The sequence below is a fragment of the Pseudomonas sp. Ma2-10 genome (genome assembly GCF_054330215.1).
The window spans coordinates 71,473-90,233 of the sequence record NZ_JBTEYL010000016.1; the positions used below are offsets into that span (position 1 = coordinate 71,473).

13 protein-coding genes and 1 pseudogene are annotated in these 18,761 nt (G+C 56.7%); 7 read left to right on the forward strand and 7 right to left on the reverse strand.

Translation table 11 applies throughout. From position 1 onward, the window contains the following. On the reverse strand, nt 1–1,278 hold the full coding sequence (locus ACXPVS_RS18730; protein ID WP_458511257.1) for a DUF2254 domain-containing protein: 1,278 nt from the start codon (nt 1,276–1,278) through the stop codon (nt 1–3). A gap of 235 nt (nt 1,279–1,513) precedes the next feature. Then, nucleotides 1,514–3,724, reverse strand: a complete 2,211-nt coding sequence (locus tag ACXPVS_RS18735) for an LTA synthase family protein (protein ID WP_458511258.1) — start codon at nt 3,722–3,724, stop codon at nt 1,514–1,516. A gap of 294 nt (nt 3,725–4,018) precedes the next feature. On the opposite strand from ACXPVS_RS18735, the gene nhaA reads away from it, so the two are divergent. After that, a complete protein-coding gene (nhaA, locus tag ACXPVS_RS18740) occupies nt 4,019–5,215 on the forward strand; it encodes a Na+/H+ antiporter NhaA (protein ID WP_458511259.1) in 1,197 nt (398 codons plus the stop codon). Nucleotides 5,216–5,278: 63 nt separating this feature from the next. On the opposite strand, the gene ACXPVS_RS18745 is transcribed toward nhaA, so the two are convergent. After that, nucleotides 5,279–6,130: a universal stress protein gene (locus ACXPVS_RS18745; protein ID WP_458511260.1), complete on the reverse strand. Its 852-nt coding sequence runs from the start codon at nt 6,128–6,130 to the stop codon at nt 5,279–5,281. A gap of 11 nt (nt 6,131–6,141) precedes the next feature. Then, a complete protein-coding gene (locus ACXPVS_RS18750; RefSeq protein ID WP_458511294.1) occupies nt 6,142–7,629 on the reverse strand; it encodes a SulP family inorganic anion transporter in 1,488 nt (495 codons plus the stop codon). 550 nt (nt 7,630–8,179) lie between these two features. On the opposite strand from ACXPVS_RS18750, the gene ACXPVS_RS18755 reads away from it, so the two are divergent. Beyond that, nucleotides 8,180–9,634 (forward strand): TrkH family potassium uptake protein, encoded by a 1,455-nt coding sequence (locus ACXPVS_RS18755; protein ID WP_458511261.1) that lies wholly within the window; start codon nt 8,180–8,182, stop codon nt 9,632–9,634. Nucleotides 9,635–9,777: 143 nt separating this feature from the next. Continuing rightward, nucleotides 9,778–10,014, forward strand: a pseudogene (locus tag ACXPVS_RS18760) (histone-like nucleoid-structuring protein, MvaT/MvaU family); the annotation flags it as partial. A 142-nt stretch (nt 10,015–10,156) separates the two neighbouring features. Here ACXPVS_RS18760 and dctM read toward each other — a convergent pair. The 3 genes from dctM to ACXPVS_RS18775 all read right to left on the reverse strand — a co-directional run bounded on the left by dctM (nt 10,157) and on the right by ACXPVS_RS18775 (nt 13,132). Further along, entirely contained in the window at nt 10,157–11,440 is a 1,284-nt protein-coding gene (dctM, locus tag ACXPVS_RS18765; protein WP_458511262.1) for a C4-dicarboxylate TRAP transporter large permease protein DctM, read from the reverse strand. Continuing rightward, entirely contained in the window at nt 11,437–12,069 is a 633-nt protein-coding gene (locus ACXPVS_RS18770) for a TRAP transporter small permease (RefSeq protein WP_458511263.1), read from the reverse strand. Before ACXPVS_RS18770 ends, dctM begins: the two co-directional genes overlap by 4 nt. A gap of 67 nt (nt 12,070–12,136) precedes the next feature. Further along, nucleotides 12,137–13,132, reverse strand: a complete 996-nt coding sequence (locus ACXPVS_RS18775; protein ID WP_458511264.1) for a TRAP transporter substrate-binding protein — start codon at nt 13,130–13,132, stop codon at nt 12,137–12,139. 204 nt (nt 13,133–13,336) lie between these two features. On the opposite strand from ACXPVS_RS18775, the gene ACXPVS_RS18780 reads away from it, so the two are divergent. The 4 genes from ACXPVS_RS18780 (at nt 13,337) to ACXPVS_RS18795 (ending at nt 18,699) form a co-directional block, all read left to right on the forward strand. Beyond that, complete coding sequence (locus ACXPVS_RS18780; protein WP_458511265.1) at nt 13,337–14,722, forward strand: NfeD family protein; 1,386 nt, start codon at nt 13,337–13,339, stop codon at nt 14,720–14,722. Between the two features lie 598 nt (nt 14,723–15,320). Continuing rightward, nucleotides 15,321–17,882: a nitrite reductase large subunit NirB gene (nirB, locus tag ACXPVS_RS18785; protein WP_458511266.1), complete on the forward strand. Its 2,562-nt coding sequence runs from the start codon at nt 15,321–15,323 to the stop codon at nt 17,880–17,882. After that, nucleotides 17,882–18,262: a nitrite reductase small subunit NirD gene (gene nirD / locus ACXPVS_RS18790; RefSeq protein WP_458511267.1), complete on the forward strand. Its 381-nt coding sequence runs from the start codon at nt 17,882–17,884 to the stop codon at nt 18,260–18,262. Before nirB ends, nirD begins: the two co-directional genes overlap by 1 nt. Next, nucleotides 18,259–18,699 carry a CBS domain-containing protein gene (locus ACXPVS_RS18795; RefSeq protein ID WP_458511268.1) on the forward strand — a complete coding sequence of 147 codons (441 nt, stop codon included), beginning with the start codon at nt 18,259–18,261 and terminating at the stop codon, nt 18,697–18,699. The genes nirD and ACXPVS_RS18795 overlap by 4 nt, the downstream gene beginning before the upstream one ends. The last annotated feature ends 62 nt before the right edge of the window (nt 18,700–18,761 follow it).

Here is an 18,761-nt window from a genome sequence, read left to right on the forward strand (position 1 = left end):
CTAACGCAGCAGTTGTCGAGCCGCGGCACTGAGCGCTTGTTTGTCTTCCTCCAACGTCAACGACAGGGCTGAGCGTTTGAGTAGTAGGTCTGCGTGCCTGACGCAGGCATCCTTGAACATCGGCGGGTTTATCTGCGCCAGGCTGACAAGCGCTTTCATCATGCGCAGGTCTACTTCGATCAGGCTCGCGCCGTCTCTGGCAATCGGTGCAAAAAAGTCTTCAAACAGATCATCCACAATCAGGCCGCGCAGGTAAACCTGCTCGCAGTCTTCATCGATATTCCCTGCGGGGTCTTGTGGTTTGCCCCAGCAAGTGAGGCTTCTGACCCCCCGGCCAATGACGTCAATGGCCGTTCCTGGGTCATTGACTGCTGGCGATAGGGCGCGTGAGGCAATCTCTGAAAGTACCGACAGCCCGAATCGGGGGTCGTGTTCAAACGTTCGCCGTACACCAATGGTCAACGCGGCGAGGATTTTTTCGGTGCGGGCGTGCAACTCGTCTACGCGCTCCGTGTTCAAACTCACGGTCCGGGCGAGCGGCATGCCCAGATGCACAAACGTTCCCGGAAGGATGTCCAGAAAAATCTGAATCTCGTCTGCTTTTGCAACGACGCCTAACGCGTGCACGTCGATATGTTGGACGTACCCGGTTTGGTGACTTGTGATTGTTTGGGCAGAGGCAGGGATCAGCCATTTGGCAGGGTAAGCGGCTCCGCCCAAATGAGGCCATCGGACCCGGTTGTTAATTGCGTCGATTGTCGCTTGTTCGACACGATCAATGGTTTCACCTACACGGCCGAGTTTAGACAGGTGATCGATCCAGCGCAGAAGCGTGTAAACAATCAGAATCACCACCGCGATGGTCACCGCAAATAGCAGAACCCTTCCTTGTGTGCCGTAGGCCCCGGTACTCAGTGCAATGATTCCCACCAGGCTAAACAGAAATGAGCCGATAAAGGTAGCGAGGGCATTTTGTGTCGTGGTGTCTTCCATCACCAGCGTGGTGGCGCGGGGCGTCACGCCAGTGCTGGCCGCACCGTAGGCTGTCACCATCGTGCTTAACGAAAAAGTGGTCACCGCGAGCATGCTTGAGGCAATGATGCCCAAGATCTTGTCGACGGCGTCGGCGCCGATACGGGCGGGCAATGATTCGGGAATGTAGTCCTTTAAGACAACGGCGAGCAACGCTGTTGCCACGCCTAGCAGCGAAAACAGCGTGGCTCTGAACCACAGCCGTTTGGTCAGTTGATGTAACAGCCAGCGCCAACGAGCAATCATTTTTTATACCTTTTTATTAGCATAGATTAATGCTCAGACATTGATCGGGCCTCCTGCGCAGTGATACTCACTGTGGGTGCCGCCGGTATAACTGCTGCACTTGGATCAAACAAAGCGGAGGTGTTCGGCCTGGCCGCGCAACTGATCGGGGGCACTTCGCAGGATGGCATTGTTGAATTCGACCAGGGGGTAGAATCTCACAGGCTAATGGGTAGATTAATTCGAGAACAGCACACTAGCTTGATTGGACAATGCTATCGACAGGTGTCTCATCCGGCACATCGGGTGCTGCTGTCAACTCGGTAATCACGCTGAAGTCACTCACCTCAACGGCGCCCAATCCGTAGCCCAGCAGATGGAAAGAGAACGCCTTACGCGACTGCGGATTGGCGAAACTGAACTCCATCACCAGCGGCTGATCGGCAGTGACGATCATCTCTGCCGGCAGGCCCAATTGCACATCCTGCTCAAACTCCTTGGCCTTGAGCTGTATGTGGGCGTTCTGTTGGGGATCTACAGAGCGCACGGTCAGCCGCACACGAGTGTGTGAGCCCTTGGGCATTTCCAGATACTGCGCGCCAATGAGATTGTCGGCCCAGTCATTCTTGATCTGCGCCTGAAGGGGGATGATGGCGGGACTGCCGAACTGGTAGTGTTGGTTCAACGGCGTCCGGAGCAACGAATGGTCCAGCGCCGTAGCTCTTGCTGTGATTTGTCGAGCACGTTTGCCTCCGTACTGACCGATCAAGGTCGCACGCTCGGCAATGAAGCCTGCGCTGGCGTAATACCGACAGTGCTGTTGAAAGTCGCACTCGGTCAAGGTGCCTTGGCCATCGTGATAACGCAGTTTGCCGTTCGTGAATGACATGATTTCGCGACCCGTTGCATAGTCACGAAACAGCGAACGTCCGCTCAAGACAGAAGGGACGGGCAAGGCGAAATAATCGAGTATTGAGGCGCTCAGATCGACATGCCCGTAGACCCCAGACTTCACCTTGGGCAATTGCTCCTGCTCGGGCGCCAGCATCAGGTTGAAGCCCCAAGAGGAGGCCAGGCGCACACCATCGATGCCGTGGGATTCGTCCGAGGTGATCACCACCAGGGTGTCTTTCAAGATACCCTGACGTTCCAGACCGCTGAGGAATAGCCCCAGGGCATCATCCAGATACCCGACTGCGGCTTGCTTGGGTGTGTCGTAGTGTTGCAGGTAGTCTTCAGGGAACGAATAGGGTTGGTGGGTGCCAACGGTCAGCAGAGTCAGCATCCACGGTTTTTTCTGCTTTTTCAGCTGGCCGACATAGTCCAGCGCACCGTCGAAGAATGCTTTGTCATCCTTGCCCCAAGGGAATTCCAAGTAGTTGCTGTTGGTGAACCAATCCAAGCCATGGGTGGCATCGAAGCCGATGTGCGGCATGATCTTGTCTTTGGCCATGAAGCGCAGGCCGGCACCCTGGAGGTAGTGCGTAGCGAACCCATATTTGTGCAACTGGGCCGGTAGGCATGCCTGATTACGTTCGTTCTGGGTCAACATTTCGACCCCTTTGGGTGTGCCGTTGGCCAGTTTGTCGTAATCGCCGCAAAGCATCGCATACAGACCGCGAATGGTTTGATGGTTATGCAGGACATAGTCCGGCGTATTCATGCCGCGTTCTGCCCAGCGACTCAGATTGGGCATGAGGTTTTCTTGAAAGCTGCTGCGCAGGGCTTTGCGGTTGACGTCAACGTAGGCGCCGGGAATACCTTCCAGCGCAATGATCAACACATTGCGAGCACGCCCTGGTGCTGCGAGCAGTTTTTGTCCGTCCAGATCGAGTTGGGTGAGTCCCGTCATTTGTGGAGGGACATCGACAACATCACCTTCCAACAATTCTTCTGCCCTTGCCTGGAGATCGCCAGCGCTCGCGGCCAGTAACTGATGCGGGAGATTGAACACGCGCCACTGATCTTCGTCGGAGGGGTATAAGTGTTGGGCGCCCCAGTGGGCGATTAAAAGCAGCAGCGGTACTGCACAGGCGCTTCGTGGTAAGGCAGCAGGGGGCGTAGAACGCCCCATCCACTGCGTTATCAGCCAAATCACCAGCCCAATGCTCAGGGTGGCGCCCAGCCATGGCAGGGCGAAACCACCACCGGTAGAGTTTTCCAGAAACTGAGGGTCGATCAGGTAGTGCAGATCTGAGGAGTTTGGAAGCCTACCCACGGCGCTGACCAGTTCGGCAGTGGCCAGCGTCATAAGTCCCCAAGCCAGCAACACTGGAAGTGCTAACCACCAAGGACGGCGCTGCAGGAGTACGATGAGCAGGCTCGCAATTCCCAGATCTGAAAGGTAGCCGAGTGGATTAGACCAGCCCAATGCTGCACGCAGGCACAAAGGCAAGATCAGAACCAATCCGCTCAACGCGATGAGGCGTGCATAGGGTTGTCGTAACCAGTGACGGATAACGTTCAAAAAAAAGGCCTTCCAGACATGAAATCTTCATACAAGTATGCTGGATGGTATCAAACGACGGGGAGGCTGATCGGGATATTCGATAAAGGTACGTCGTATTGAGCCGATATGCGGCATGGATATTGTTTCGTATACCAATAGCTTTGAACCTCAAACCCCATTCCAGAACACTGAGTGAAATGCACTAATGCCTGGTTGTAGCCTTGAACATTAACTGTTTCAGGCTGTTAACGCCGCCATGCTCGTGTAGGTCAGATGTTAATATATTACCTTTTAAGTGCCCCGAGGACGTTGATGACCAAGCATCAAGCTACAGCCGAAACCCCTAGAGCAGCCGCGATTCTGGCCCGCTTCCTGTCGTCGGAGTCCGCTGGCGGTCTTGTACTGATGGGCGCAGCACTGGCCGCCCTGATTGTGGCTAACACGCCTCTCTCCCAGAGTTACTTTGCAGCCTTGCACAGCGTCTGGCTGGGCATGTCTGTCGAGCATTGGGTGAATGATGGCCTGATGGCGATCTTCTTCCTGATGGTCGGCCTCGAAATCAAAAGAGAAGTGCTGGCAGGTGGGCTTTCTACCTGGGGCCAGCGCGCCTTGCCGGGGTTTGGTGCCTTAGGCGGCATGGTTGTTCCTGCGCTGATCTACATCGCAATCAACTGGGGGAATCCTGAGACCTTGGGTGGGTGGGCGATCCCAGCCGCGACCGACATCGCATTCGCCTTGGGTGTCTTGTCGCTGCTGGGTAAGCGAGTCCCGACTTCGTTGAAGGTGTTCCTCGCGGCCTTGGCGATCATTGACGATCTGGGCGCGGTGGTCATCATCGCCTTTTTCTATACATCGGGCCTTTCCATGCCGATGTTGCTGGCTTCGCTCGCGACCCTGGTCATTCTGATCGCGATGAATCGACTGGGCGTACGACGGCTGTTCCCGTATCTCTTGGTCGGGGGCGTGTTGTGGTTCTTCGTGTTGCAATCGGGCGTGCATGCCACGCTGGCAGGTGTTGCTGTGGCACTGTGCATCCCTATGGGCAAGCCAGAGGAAGAAGCCCGGTCTCCGCTGCTGTTCCTGGAAGAGAAGCTCCATATGTGGGTAGCCTTCGCTGTGGTGCCGATTTTTGGCTTCGCCAACGCGGGTGTGTCATTGGCCGGTATTTCGATGGAGAACCTGGTCGACCCTGTGCCGCTGGGCGTAGCGTTGGGTCTTTTGGTGGGCAAGCAGATCGGTATCTTTCTACTGGCTGCTCTGGCCATTCGTCTAGGCCTGGCCAAGTTGCCGGAAGGGAGTAACTGGGCGCAGCTTTACGGCGTAGCGCTATTGTGTGGCATTGGTTTCACCATGAGCCTGTTCATTGGCAATCTGGCGTTCGCTGGATCGGCTCATTTGATTGATGAAGTCAAAGTCGGGGTATTGATCGGTTCGATCCTGGCAGCGATAGGTGGCGTCCTAGTCCTACGCCGCAGCAGCGTTCTAACAGGTGCAGCGGTAACCCGATAACCTCGCTTGAGTTAGCCACAGTATTTCTGAATCGCTAGAAATACTGTGGCTTTGAACACTGTCTCAGCGCAGCAGCAATATAGGTATGGTGGTTGTACGAAGCATCGTGGTAGTTGTGCTTCCTATCAGAAACTGTCGAATGCGTGAGTGCCCGTAGGCTCCCATGACCAGTAGATCAATTTCGTGCTCTGTTTGATGAGCATGCAAAGCTGCTTCCAGTTCTCCTTCACGAATATCCGCGTGTACAGTTAAACCTGCAGCTTCCAGTATCCCGCGAGCGGTAATCAGGTGCGCCATATTTCCTTCTGATTTAGTGCCGATCATGACTAAATGGACAGGCAGCTTTTTACCTAAGGCACTTTCTGCAAACATCCGCACAGTTCTGTAAGACGTTGGGCTGCCGTCAAAAGCGAGCATTACTTTTTCTGGTTTTTTATAGCTATTGGTGGTGATCAAGATGGGCCGGTGAATTGTCCGCGCGACAGCTTCTATCTGGCTGCCGAGCATGTGTGCACCGCGAGTGCTATCTTCACCAATCCTTCCAATGACCAACAGCCGGATATCATTCTGTAGGTCGCTCAAGCTTTCTACCAAATGGCCATGACGTTGCTTCAGCTCAGGATAAGCGGCGCCGAAGGTGACTGTTCGCTCCCTTGCTTTTTCAAGCATATGTTGCCCCTGCTCAAGAGCGAGCCTGGCACGCTGGGCATCCAACGTAGCCAATTCTTCCAGCAGATGCTCTCGACTCCCAAGGCCAATATTGCCACTAAGGTCAGCGGATGCTGGGTATTTTTCTTCATCTAATACATGCAGCAGAGTGAGAGGCGCATCTAACTGCTGCGACGCCCATGCTGCGTAATCGCAGACCGCCAATGAGGATCGTGAGTTATCAATGCATGCCATTACGTGGGTCATTGTTGATCTCCTTAGTGGCTCATGAGCTTGTCGATGGCATCAGGTTTGTCATGCACGCCAAAGCGGTCAACGATAGTGGTGCTGGCTTCATTCAGGCCCAGCACCTCAACCTCTGCACCTTCGCGACGGAATTTGATGACGACCTTGTCCAGTGCTGCAACGGCAGTGATATCCCAGAAGTGGGCTTGGGTCAGGTCGATGGTGACTTTCTTGAGTGCTTCCTTGAAGTCAAAGACGTTGGTGAATTTGTCCGCTGAGCTGAAGAACACCTGGCCCACTATGCGGTAGATGCGGTGCGACTCTGCTTCCTCAAGACTGCTTTTAATGTCGAGGTAATGTCCGACTTTGTTTGCAAAAAACAGTGAAGCCAGCAGCACACCGACCAACACACCGTAGGCCAAGTTATGCGTTACCACGACCACCACAACAGTGGCGACCATAACAATGTTGGTCGAGAGTGGATGCTGCTTGAGGTTACGCAGAGAATCCCAACTGAAGGTGCCGATGGACACCATGATCATTACGGCAACTAGCGCAGCCATAGGTATTTTAGACAGCCACTCACCCAGAAAGATGATGAGTAGTAGCAAGAAGACGCCAGCACAAAGTGTCGACAGCCGGGTACGGCCACCCGATTTTACGTTGATGATTGACTGGCCGATCATGGCACAACCCGCCATACCGCCAAGCATGCCTGCGATGATGTTGGAGATGCCTTGGCCCTTGCATTCACGGTTTTTGTTGCTGGTGGTATCGGTCAGATCATCGACGATGGTTGCGGTCATCATGGACTCGAGTAGGCCCACAACTGCCAATGCAGCTGAGTACGGGAAGATGATACGCAGGGTGTCAAAGTTCAGCGGGACTTCAGGCCACAGGAAAATCGGCAGTGTGTCCGGCAGTTGGCCCATGTCACCCACGGTGCGGATCTCCAAACCGAGGTAAATGGCGACGGCGGTCAACGTCAGGATGCACACCAGTGGCGAGGGGATCAGCTTGCCGATCTTCGGTACATACGGAAACAGGTAGATGATCCCCAGGCCCGCCGCGGTCATGGCATAGACATGCCAGGTGACATTGGTGAGTTCAGGCAATTGCGCCATGAAAATCAGGATCGCCAAAGCGTTCACGAAACCAGTGACCACCGAGCGTGAGACGAAGCGCATCAGCGAGCCCAGCTTCAGGTAGCCAGCGAGGATTTGAAGTACCCCACAGAGCAAGGTGGCTGCCAGCAGATACTGAAGCCCGTGTTCCTTAACCAGAGTAACCATAAGGAGTGCCATGGCACCGGTAGCCGCCGAGATCATACCGGGGCGACCGCCGACGAAGGCAATAACCGCACAGATACAGAAGGAGGCGTACAGACCGACCTTGGGATCTACTCCGGCAATGATAGAGAAGGCAATAGCTTCGGGAATCAACGCCAGCGCGACGACGAGACCCGCTAGCACGTCCGCACGGACGTTGGAAAACCACGTTTGTTTGAGTGATTGCAACATCAGAATATCCAAGGCAATGTCCCGCACGCCCACCAGACGAATGGCAAGCGCGTCGATACGAATTCAAATGGTGAGGATTATTTGGCTGTGTGCTTTGGGTGTAAAAACCGGGCATACAGCAGTAAGCACCGCAAGCGAAACAGGCGGGTGCGAGGTCTTGCGAGGGGGCGTAGCGCTAAGGCGGCGTAGGCTGCCAGTCGATCGTTTGGAGTACAGTCATGCTGGTGTTCCTGTAGCTCAAGGGGGCGGGCTGAGCAGCAAGTATACAGTCAAGCTATCGTCGATTGCGACCCGCTACCTCACGCTCGGTGGATTACTTTGAGAAAGGTTTTTTGGCAATATCACTCGCCTGCGCTCCATTTTGTCAGTTCTCCATCGCTCTCAGTTGGGGACTGCGTCGCTTTTTAAGCGGATGAAGGCGGGTTAGCTTCTGATACATAACAGCCAATCCTTGGCTGACTGATTGCACGTAGAGATTTTACGTAAAATTTACGGGGCTCTTGGATTGGGCATCCGATACTGCGCAGCGCTAATTTGGCAGGCTACTTTTATGTCCCTCGCAGCAATGCGGCTTATCGGCTTTATCCTAGGCATATTTCTGATCACGCTGGCTGTAAGCATGGCTATTCCCATGATCACGCTGGTGGCCTATGAGCGTAGCGACGATCTCTCGGCCTTTCTCTGGTCGAGTTTGATTACCGTCATCTTTGGCCTCCTGTTGATCGTGCGGGGGCGCCCAGATACTGCGCAACTTCGTCCGAGGGATATGTACCTGCTGACGACTGGCAGTTGGGTGGTGGTGTGTGCCTTCGCAGCGTTGCCAATGGTGTTCATCAGTCACATCAGTTACACCGACGCTTTTTTTGAAACGATGTCCGGCATTACAACCACGGGCTCAACTGTCCTGAGTGGGTTGGATACAGCCTCTCCTGGATTGTTGATCTGGCGCTCGCTGCTCCAATGGCTGGGTGGTATCGGCTTCATCGGCATGGCTGTGGCGATCCTTCCACTGTTGCGCGTGGGTGGCATGCGTCTTTTCCAGACAGAGTCCTCAGACTGGTCCGAGAAAGTGACGCCGCGCTCCCATGTGGCCGCCAAGTACATCCTCATTCTCTATCTGGGCCTCACTGGCGTCGGAGCTCTGGCGCTGTGGATCGCGGGGATGACACCATTTGAAGCGGTCAACCACGCCATGTCGTTGATCTCTACTGGAGGATTCTCAACGTCGGACGCCTCACTTGGGCACTGGGCGCAACCAGCGATTCACTGGGTAGCGATAATCATCATGATTCTGGGTAGTCTGCCCTTTACCTTATATGTCGCAACGTTGCGCGGTCATCGGCGTGCGCTGATCAAGGATCACCAGGTACGCGGATTTGTCGGGTTCTTGATCGTCACCTGGCTGGTTGTGGGTACTTGGCTGAGTGTTCACAGCAATTACGGATGGTGGGAGGCGTTCCGTATCGTGGCAGTCAATGTGACCTCGGTCGTCACGACCACCGGCGTTGCAGTCGGTGATTACACCTTATGGGGCAGCTTCGCCGTTTTGCTCTTTTTCTATCTGACCTTCGTCGGTGGATGTTCAGGCTCGACGGCTGGTGGCCTTAAAATTTTCCGCTTCCAGGTTGCTGGCGCTCTACTGGTAAGTAGTTTGAAGCAGTTGATCCATCCTCGAGCCGTGATTCAGAAGAAATACAACGGACATCCCATTGACGAGGAGATCTTGCGCTCGCTTTTGACCTTCTCGTTTTTCTTCACCATCACTATTGCCGCTATCGCCTTGGGTCTGGCACTCATTGGGCTTGATTGGACGACAGCGTTGAGTGGTGCCGCTACCGCGGTGTGTAACGTAGGGCCAGGGCTTGGCACAATCATTGGGCCGGCAGGTAATTTCTCATCATTACCTGATGCCGCCAAATGGCTACTGACGGTAGGCATGCTGCTTGGAAGGCTGGAGATCCTGACTGTGTTGGTGCTCGTAACTCCGGTTTTCTGGAGGTATTGATCTTCACAACTATTGAGCCGTATCGCGACACTTTGCCGGGCTCTATAGGCTCGCTTAAAAGCAGCGTGGGTGTAGTGGTCAACTAATCCCGGACACGACGTTAAGTTTTTCCTCGGCCCGAGCTGGCGCCAGCCCACCGTTGAATTGGTGAGTACGGCTTCAGTTTGCAAAACGTCATCAGCCTGCTTGACCCTCGTGCAGGACGTCGCTCCCCAGTTACTGCCGCACCGAAAACAGCCCGTAAGGCCCGTGACGTGAAGATTTACCAGAACCCGAATTTGGGTGAGCTGATTGAAACCAAGGGTGGTAACCACCGCCGGCTGAAAGAATGGAAAACCGAGTTTGGTGCAGACGTTGTCGAGTCGTGGCGCACTCAGTAATCAATGTGATTAAAAAGAGCCCTGTGCGTGATCCCCATGGCGCTCTTTCGGCGTGGTCAAGTGCGCGGGGTGTGCCAAACAGAGTTGACCAGCCATTTGCTGATTGGCAGTGATTTTGACGGTCATCACCGAAGGGGAGGCATCAACTCATGCCCAGCCAGTTTGGTAGAGCCAGGGAGACCCAGGGCACGTAGGTAATCAGGACCAGGAACATCAGCAATAGCATTAGCCAAGGCATGGCTGCTTTTATCGTTGCAGGCAATGTCATACCTGTCACAGCGGAGGTTACGAACAGATTCAGACCTACCGGCGGAGTGATCAAGCCGATCTCCAGATTGACCACCATGATGATGCCAAGATGAATCGGGTCGATACCCAGCTTCATGGCAATGGGGAAGAGGATTGGTGCCAGAATCAGGATGATGGCCGAGGGTTCCATAAAGGCCCCGGCAATCAACAACACAATGTTCACCACCAACAGGAACATCACGGGTGTCAGACCCGCCTCAATCACCCACGCAGTGATCTGTTGCGGTAGTTGCTCGGTAGTCAGCACATGGGCGAAGAGCATGGCGTTGGCAATAATGAACATCAGCATGATGCACAGCTTGGCCGAGTCCAGCAGGACTTTAGGCGTCTCACGAAATGTCAGGTCTTTGTAGACGAACAAGGCGATGAAGGCCGAGTACACGGCCGCCACCGCTGCAGCTTCGGTCGGGGTGAACATCCCGGAGTAGATGCCACCCAGGATGATGAACATCAGCAAAAGACCCCAGATCGCCTTGCGTGCCGTGTCAAGCCATTCACGGAACGTCGCGCGTGGCATGGCGGGGAGCTTTTTCTTCACGGCGACGATGTAGATCGCCACCATCAACACCAGCCCCAGCAACACGCCCGGCAACACGCCCGCCATGAATAATTTGCCGACAGACGTTTCGGTCGCGGCGGCGTAGACCACCATCACGATCGAGGGTGGGATCAGGATGCCCAAGGTCCCGGCGTTACAGACGATCCCCGCACCGAAGGCCTGCGGATAACCGGAGCGGACCATGCCGGCAATGGCGATCGAACCCACCGCTGCCACAGTCGCCGGGCTCGACCCGGAAAGTGCAGCGAACAGCATGCACGCCAACACGGCAGCAATGGCCAGGCCACCACGGATATGGCCGACGCAGGCATTGGCAAAGTCAATCAGCCGTCGAGCGACGCCACCGGTGGTCATGAAGGCCCCCGCGAGCAGGAAGAACGGGATGGCCAGCAGGGTGTAGTGTTCGGACGTCTCGAACAGTTTGATCGCCAGAGAGCGCACGGAGTCAGGACTGAAAAAAACGATGGTCAGTGAGCCCGCCAATCCCAGGGAGATGGCAATGGGAACGCCGATCAGCATCAGCACGAACAGTGATGCAAACAGGAAGGCAATGGTCATAACTTGTCATCCTCGTGTTCGGTCAGTTTCATCGCATCTGCGGCTTCATCGGCCAGGCCCAAGCCGGTCTGCCTGTTTTGCAGGATGCGCACGAGGATTTCAGCGAAACGGATGAAGACCAGGGCGAACCCTAGGGGGACGATCAATCCAATGTGCCATTGCATGATTCCGTACTGGCCTAGGTCTTCAGCACCTATGCGCGCAATCATCAGGGTCTGGATCCACCCGAAACTGGCGGTGCTGAGCAGTCCGGCATAAGTCAGGCAAAAAAGACAAGCAATGATGCCAATGACCCGTTGCACCGGTTTGCTGGTTAGCTTGACCAGTGCATCAACGCCGATATGGCCGGCCGTGCGCACGCCGTACGCCAGCCCGAAAAAAATCAGCCAGCCAAACAGGGCCTTGGTCAGCGAGGTGCTCCAGGTCATTGCCTGGGCCATTCCCATGACTGCGTCGCCGATGGCGAACAGCGATTCGCTGGCGCCTTCCCAGTTTTCGGCGAGGCGGTAGAACAGGGTGTAGAGGTTGTTGAGGACAACGTAGACAAATGTTACCAACGTCATGGCGGCGAGAAGGAAGACAATGAAGCCTTCCTCGAAGTGTTCCCAGATGCGCCGAAGAGCATTCATGGAGGGCATCTCCTGTAGCGGGTGACAGGCAGGTGCTGCCAGGACGGCAACCCCTGCCGCCCACCGATCATTGGGCCTGGTTGGCAGCCTCAGCAGCAGTGATCAGCTCGGCGCCGATATCGCCTTCGAACTTTTTCCACACCGGCTTCATCGCGACACGCCATTGGTCGCGTTGCTCAGGCGTCAGGGTGATGATCTCAGTGGTTTTAGCCGCGATGATGTTCTGCTTGGCGTCCTGATTCAGTTGCTCGGCCTCTTTGTTCACATGGGCGGTGACTTCGACGAGGATCTTGTCCAGTTCGCCGCGAATATCTGGCGACAAACCGTTCCAGAACTTGGTGTTGGTGATCAGCATGTAATCCAGTACACCGTGGTTGGACTCGGTGATGTACTTCTGCACTTCATTCATTTTCTGACTGTAGATGTTCGAGTAAGGATTCTCCGCACCGTTGACGACGCCGGTCTGCAAGCCTTGATACACCTCGGCGAAGCTCATCTTGCGCGGATTGGCCCGTAAGACCTTGAATTGCTCCTCGAGCACTGCCGAAGCCTGGACCCGAAACTTCAGGCCACGGGCATCGCCCGGCACTCGCAATGCCTTGTTCGCGGACAGTTGTTTCATCCCATTATGCCAATAGGCCAGGCCTGTGATGTTTTTGTCTTCCATGGACCTGAGCAGTCCCTGGCCCTGCGGGCTCAGCTGGAATCGGTCAACAGCGGTGATGTCATCAAACAGGAACGGCAGGTCAAACAGTTGAACGGTCTTGGTGTAGTGCTCGAACTTGGCCAGTGACGGTGCAATCATCTGTACGTCCCCGAGCAGTAAGGCCTCCATCTCTTTGCCATCGCCAAACAACGAGGAGTTGGGGTAGACCTCGACCTTGACCTTGCCGGGCAAGCGTTCTTCCACCAGTTTCTTGAACAACAGGGCGCCCTGGCCCTTGGGTGTCTGCTCTGCAACCACGTGGGAGAACTTTATTAATACCGGGTCTGCCGCCATGGCCGTGCTCATGGTGCCAAGGGCAAGGGCGCAGGCGACTGCTTTCCACATAGGTTTGAACATTGGGGGGAAACCTCTTGTTTTAGTTTTTCGTACAGTTCCATGCGCTGAAATGCATCTGCACGGCGGACAAGAGCAAGTCTAGGCAGAAAACTGCCATTTGGAGGGTGATAACTGGATGCCGTTAGAAATCTTGTTGGCAATAGGATATTTACTACGCTTTAGATGAAGGTTGCAGGCTGCTGAACCCGCAACTGGGAGGGTCTAATGAACAGTCGCTGGTGGTGCCGCGTGCTCTTACTGATGATGCTGGTCGGCATGCCGATGGGGTCGGTGACGGCTGCGGGTAGCATCGTGGTCCTGACGGTCAACGGTGCCATCGGTCCGGCCACTGCTGACTACGTGGTGCGCGGCCTGACCCGTGCGCAGACCGAGGGCACACAGTTGGTGGTCATCAACCTCGATACCCCCGGCGGGCTGGACACTTCGATGCGTTTGATCATCAAGGCGATTCTGGCCAGTCCTCTGCCAGTGGCCAGTTTCGTCGCTCCCAGTGGCGCACGCGCAGCCAGCGCCGGCACCTATATCCTGTATGCCAGTCACATTGCCGCCATGACCCCGGGCACCAATCTGGGCGCCGCGACGCCGGTGCAGATCGGCGGCCTGCCCGGGACCTCGCCCGATCCACCGCGCCCACCAACCGCACTTGCCACCGACAAAAAATCACCGCCCGAGCCGCTGGATACCCTGACTCGCAAACAAATCAACGACGCGGCGGCTTACATCCGTGGCCTTGCGCAACTGCGCGGACGTAACGCCGACTGGGCCGAACAAGCGGTACGTGAATCGCTCAGCCTGTCGGCCGACGAAGCGCTCAAACTCAAGGTGGTCGATTATGTGGCCAATGACGTGGCAGACCTGCTCAAGCAACTGGACGGCAAGCACCTGAATGTCGCCGGTCAGGCGTTGACGCTGAGTACCGCCGGGGCCGCGCTCATCAATCATGTGCCTGATTGGCGCACACAACTGCTGGCGGTGATCACCAACCCCAGCGTGGCCTTGTTGTTGATCATGTTCGGGGTCTACGGGTTGATATTCGAGTTCATGAACCCAGGGTCGGGCGCCGGTGGGGTAATCGGTGGTATCTGCCTGTTGCTGGGGCTGTATGCCCTGCAACTGTTGCCCGTGAATTACGCCGGAGTCGGGCTGATTCTGCTAGGGCTCGCCTTCATGATCGCCGAGGCGTTTCTACCGAGTTTTGGTGTGATCGGCTTCGGCGGGGTGGTTGCTTTTGTCGTCGGCGCCGTGATTTTGATGGACACCGATGTGCCGGGGTTTGGCATTCCGTTGTCGCTGATCATCGGGCTGGCGCTGTTCAGCGCCCTGTTGCTGATGACTCTGGTCGGCATGGCGCTCAAGGCCCGACGCCGTGTCCTGGTCAGCGGCGATGCGGGCTTGGTCGGCAGCCTGGCCACCGTGACAGGGCTGCTGCCGGGTCTGCCGATGTGCGGCTGGGTGCAACTGCAAGGCGAAAAATGGCAAGTGCAGAGCCCTTCGCCCCTGCGCTTGGGCCAACAAGTCCGGGTGGTGGCACGCACGGGGGTAATGCTGGACGTCACTGCGCTGGATGAAACGCCACCGCGAGGAGGTTGATCCCTGTTTGCCTCAGGATCTTCATCGTGGCGCAAGCCACAAAAATAGTTTCCGGTTGCTCCGTAGGCGCTGATTTCAGAGCAAAACGCAAAAATTTCTGCGCTGTCATCCGTACAGGGAGAGGCGCGCGGTTTTTGAAGCCGCTGATTCGCCAGGATGAGGCGGCTGCCACACATCGCTGAATAACACTCATCAGATCCGTCTGGCGATCGAATACCCGCTGGGTGGCAAACTTTGATCCGGAACAGGGTCGCTTTTGTGCACTTTTATAAGGCTGCGCACCCCTGCGCTGCACTATGCGAAGGCAACATCGGGTGTTAATGGGCGCCCCTGGTCAACGCTTACTGGTGCAAGGACGGCCAACGGCCGACTGGCACAAAGTCTGCAAGACACTGTTCAGGTCCACTGTGAACGCAGTCGAGTGGACAGCCCTCTCGGTCAACGACGATCGAGTGGCCGAGCAGGTCGTGGGCAACATCGGTGGATCCGGCATAGATGCCTGACTTAGCACCGTAAATGAACAGGCAAAGACGCCTGGAACCGCAAGGTTTCAGGCGTTTTTTTTTGCTTTTTGAACAGCTATCGACGGGTGTCTCTTATGAATTCCAATGTTGCCACTTTGAACAAGCTGCAAACGCTGATCGTGATTGGCAATGGCATGGTCGGACATCATTGTGTCGAACAACTGATTGAACGCGGTGCCCTTGATCACTATCGGCTGCACGTGTTCAGCGAGGAGCCGATGCGTGCCTACGACCGCGTGCACCTTTCCGAGTATTTCTCCGGCCGTGATGCCGAGTCGCTGGCCCTCGGTGAAGCTTCGCTGTACCAGACACCGGGCGTCACGCTGCATCTGGGGGTGCCGGTCCTGGAAATCGACCGGGCACGCGGCCAGGTGATCACCGCGCAAGGCAGCGTCTCCTACGACAAATTGGTGCTGGCCACCGGGTCCTATCCGTTTGTGCCGTCGATCGAAGGGGCCGAGGGCGATTCGCGGCTGGTGTATCGGACCCTCGAAGACCTCGACGCCATTCGTGCCGCGGCAAGCAACGCCCGACGCGGTGTGGTGGTCGGCGGTGGCTTGCTGGGTCTGGAAGCGGCCAACGCGCTGAAAACCCTGGGGCTGGAAGCCCATGTGGTGGAATTCGCACCGCGCTTGATGCCGGTGCAGCTGGACGAATACGGTGGCCTGGCACTCAAAGCGCAGATCGAACGGCTCGGCGTCTGTGTGCACCTGTCGCGCGGCACTCAGTCGATCAGCGCAGGGGAGGACTACCGCTACCGGATGAATTTTGGCAATGACGAATTCCTTGAAACCGACCTGGTCGTGTTTTCCGCCGGTATCCGTGCGCAAGACGCACTGGCCCGTCAATGCGCGCTGGAAGTGGGTCCGCGCGGCGGTGTGGTGATTGACGACCAATGCCAGAGCAGCGACCCGAACATCTACGCCATCGGCGAGTGCGCCGCGTGGAACGGCAGCATCTTTGGTCTGGTCGCCCCCGGTTACCAAATGGCGCGCGGTGTTGCCGCATTGCTGTGCAACGAAACCGCCGAGCCGTTCATGGGAGCGGACATGTCGACCAAGCTCAAACTGCTGGGCGTCGATGTCGGCTCCATCGGCGACGCGCATGGCAGCACACCGGGCGCGCGCAGCTATCAGTTCATCGACGAAACCACGGCCAGCTATCGACGCTTGGTGGTGGATGCCACGGGCAAGCACGTACTCGGTGCGGTGCTGGTCGGTGACAACAGCTATTACGACGCGCTGCTGCAATACATGCAGAACGCGATTGCGCTGCCGGCGGAACCCGCCAGCCTGATTCTGCCGTCGTCCGAAGGCGCGCCGACCCTGGGCCCAGGCGCCTTGCCCGAAGCGGCCACGGTGTGCTCGTGTCACAACGTCACCAAAGGTTCCATTTGCTCGGCCATCGACGGTGGCTGCACCGACCTCGGCCTGCTCAAGTCGCAGACCAAAGCCTGCACTGGTTGCGGCGGTTGTGCCGGGCTACTCAAGCAGGTGTTCGAGCATGAATTGATCGCCCGTGGCGTCAGCGTCGACAAAAGCCTGTGCGAACACTTTGCCTATACCCGCCAAGAACTGTATGCGCTGGTGCGAGTAGAAGGGGTGATCACCTTCGAAGAGTTGCTGGCCAAGCATGGCCGTGGCCACACCGGTTGCGACGTGTGCAAACCGGCGGTGGGCTCGATCCTCGCGTCGTGCTGGAACCAGCCGATCATGGACGCTTCGCTGGTGCCGTTGCAGGACACCAACGACACCTTCATGGCCAACATGCAGAAAAACGGCACCTATTCGGTGGTGCCACGCATCCCCGGGGGCGAGATTACCGCCGACAAACTGATCGCGATTGGTGTGGTGGCGAAGAAATACCACCTCTATACCAAAATCACCGGCGGCCAGCGTATCGACCTGTTTGGCGCGCAGTTGCATGAACTGCCGGACATCTGGGCTGAGCTGATTGAAGCCGGTTTTGAAACCGGGCATGCCTACGGCAAATCGACTCGGACGGTGAAGTCCTGCGTCGGCAGCACCTGGTGCCGTTACGGCGTGCAAGACAGCGTGCAAATGGCCCTGACCATCGAGGACCGCTACAAGGGCCTGCGCTCGCCGCACAAGCTCAAATTCGCGGTGTCCGGATGCACCCGCGAATGCGCCGAGGCCCAGAGCAAGGACGTTGGCGTGATCGCCACCGAGAAAGGCTGGAACCTTTACATCGCCGGCAATGGCGGCATGCGCCCGCGTCACGCCGAACTGTTTGCCACCGACCTCGATGATGAAACGTTGATCCGTTACATCGACCGTTTCCTGATGTTCTACATCCGCACCGCCGACAAATTGCAGCGCACCTCGGTGTGGCGCGAAAGCCTGGAGGGCGGCCTCGATTTCCTCAAGGACGTGATCATCAACGACAGCCTCGGCCTGGGTGAAGAGCTCGAATCGCAGATGCAACTGGTGGTCAATCGCTATGAGTGCGAGTGGGCCAACGTCCTCAAAGACCCGGAAAAACTCAAACGCTTCCGTACCTTCGTCAACGATAAACGCCCGGACCCGGACATCCACTTTGTCCAGGAACGCGGTCAGCGGCGCCCGATCATGGCCGCCGAACTCAACCTTATCCCTGTTATCGAGGAGATTGCCTAATGAGCCAGTCCACTACCCAACGCATCGATTCGCTGGAGAACACCGAGGCCTGGCAAACGGTGTGCGAGCAACAGGACCTGGTCAGCAACTCCGGCGTCGTGGTCTGGCTCGACGGCGCGCAAGTGGCGCTGTTCTACCTACCGGGTGCCGAGGGTCGGACCCTCTACGCCATCGACAACCATGACCCGCAATCCGGGGCGAATGTGATCGGTCGCGGGTTAGTTGGCAGCCTCAAGGGTGATCTGGTCGTTGCATCACCGATCTACAAACAGCATTTCCGCCTTGAGGACGGTAGTTGCCTGGAGTACCCGCAACAGCGACTGCGCGTCTGGCCCGTGCGGTTGAACAGCGGTGTGGTGGAAGTTGGGGTGCCCTTATGAAAACAGCCGCACAGCTGCTGAAACTCAAGGTGGTGCAAAACCGCCAGGTGCATAGCATCGCGCCGGATGAAATGGTGCTGCAAGCACTGAGGATCATGGCCGAAAAAAACGTGGGCGCGCTTCCGGTTATCGAGGCCGGGCGGGTGGTCGGCGTGATCAGCGAGCGTGACTATGCGCGCAAGGTTGTTCTGCAGGGGCGCTCTTCGGTTGGTACGCCGGTGCGCGACATCATGAGCGCGCCGGTGGTGACCGCTGATAGTCAGCAGAGCATCGAGCGTTGCATGACGGTCATGACTGACAGCCATCTGCGTCACCTGCCGGTGGTGGACGATGGAGAACTGGTTGGGCTGTTATCGATTGGGGATCTGGTCAAGGAAGCCATCGTTGAGCAGGCTGATTTGATTCGGCAGTTGGAGCATTACATTCGCGGGCACTGAACCGGGCGGCGCCACACGGTTTTGCGGGTTTCTTGATCGGTATCAACCGAATACCCAGGCGG

Bases quoted from the DNA above. Each gene is read 5' to 3' on its own strand.
- nhaA (WP_458511259.1), top strand. From the start codon at position 4,019: ATGACCAAGCATCAAGCTACAGCCGAAACCCCTAGAGCAGCCGCGATT.
- dctM (WP_458511262.1), bottom strand. From the start codon at position 11,440: ATGACCATTGCCTTCCTGTTTGCATCACTGTTCGTGCTGATGCTGATC.
- ACXPVS_RS18795 (WP_458511268.1), top strand. From the start codon at position 18,259: ATGAAAACAGCCGCACAGCTGCTGAAACTCAAGGTGGTGCAAAACCGC.
- nirD (WP_458511267.1), top strand. From the start codon at position 17,882: ATGAGCCAGTCCACTACCCAACGCATCGATTCGCTGGAGAACACCGAG.
- ACXPVS_RS18770 (WP_458511263.1), bottom strand. From the start codon at position 12,069: ATGAATGCTCTTCGGCGCATCTGGGAACACTTCGAGGAAGGCTTCATT.
- nirB (WP_458511266.1), top strand. From the start codon at position 15,321: ATGAATTCCAATGTTGCCACTTTGAACAAGCTGCAAACGCTGATCGTG.
- ACXPVS_RS18755 (WP_458511261.1), top strand. From the start codon at position 8,180: ATGTCCCTCGCAGCAATGCGGCTTATCGGCTTTATCCTAGGCATATTT.
- ACXPVS_RS18775 (WP_458511264.1), bottom strand. From the start codon at position 13,132: ATGTTCAAACCTATGTGGAAAGCAGTCGCCTGCGCCCTTGCCCTTGGC.
- ACXPVS_RS18745 (WP_458511260.1), bottom strand. From the start codon at position 6,130: ATGACCCACGTAATGGCATGCATTGATAACTCACGATCCTCATTGGCG.
- ACXPVS_RS18780 (WP_458511265.1), top strand. From the start codon at position 13,337: ATGAACAGTCGCTGGTGGTGCCGCGTGCTCTTACTGATGATGCTGGTC.
- ACXPVS_RS18750 (WP_458511294.1), bottom strand. From the start codon at position 7,629: ATGTTGCAATCACTCAAACAAACGTGGTTTTCCAACGTCCGTGCGGAC.
- ACXPVS_RS18730 (WP_458511257.1), bottom strand. From the start codon at position 1,278: ATGATTGCTCGTTGGCGCTGGCTGTTACATCAACTGACCAAACGGCTG.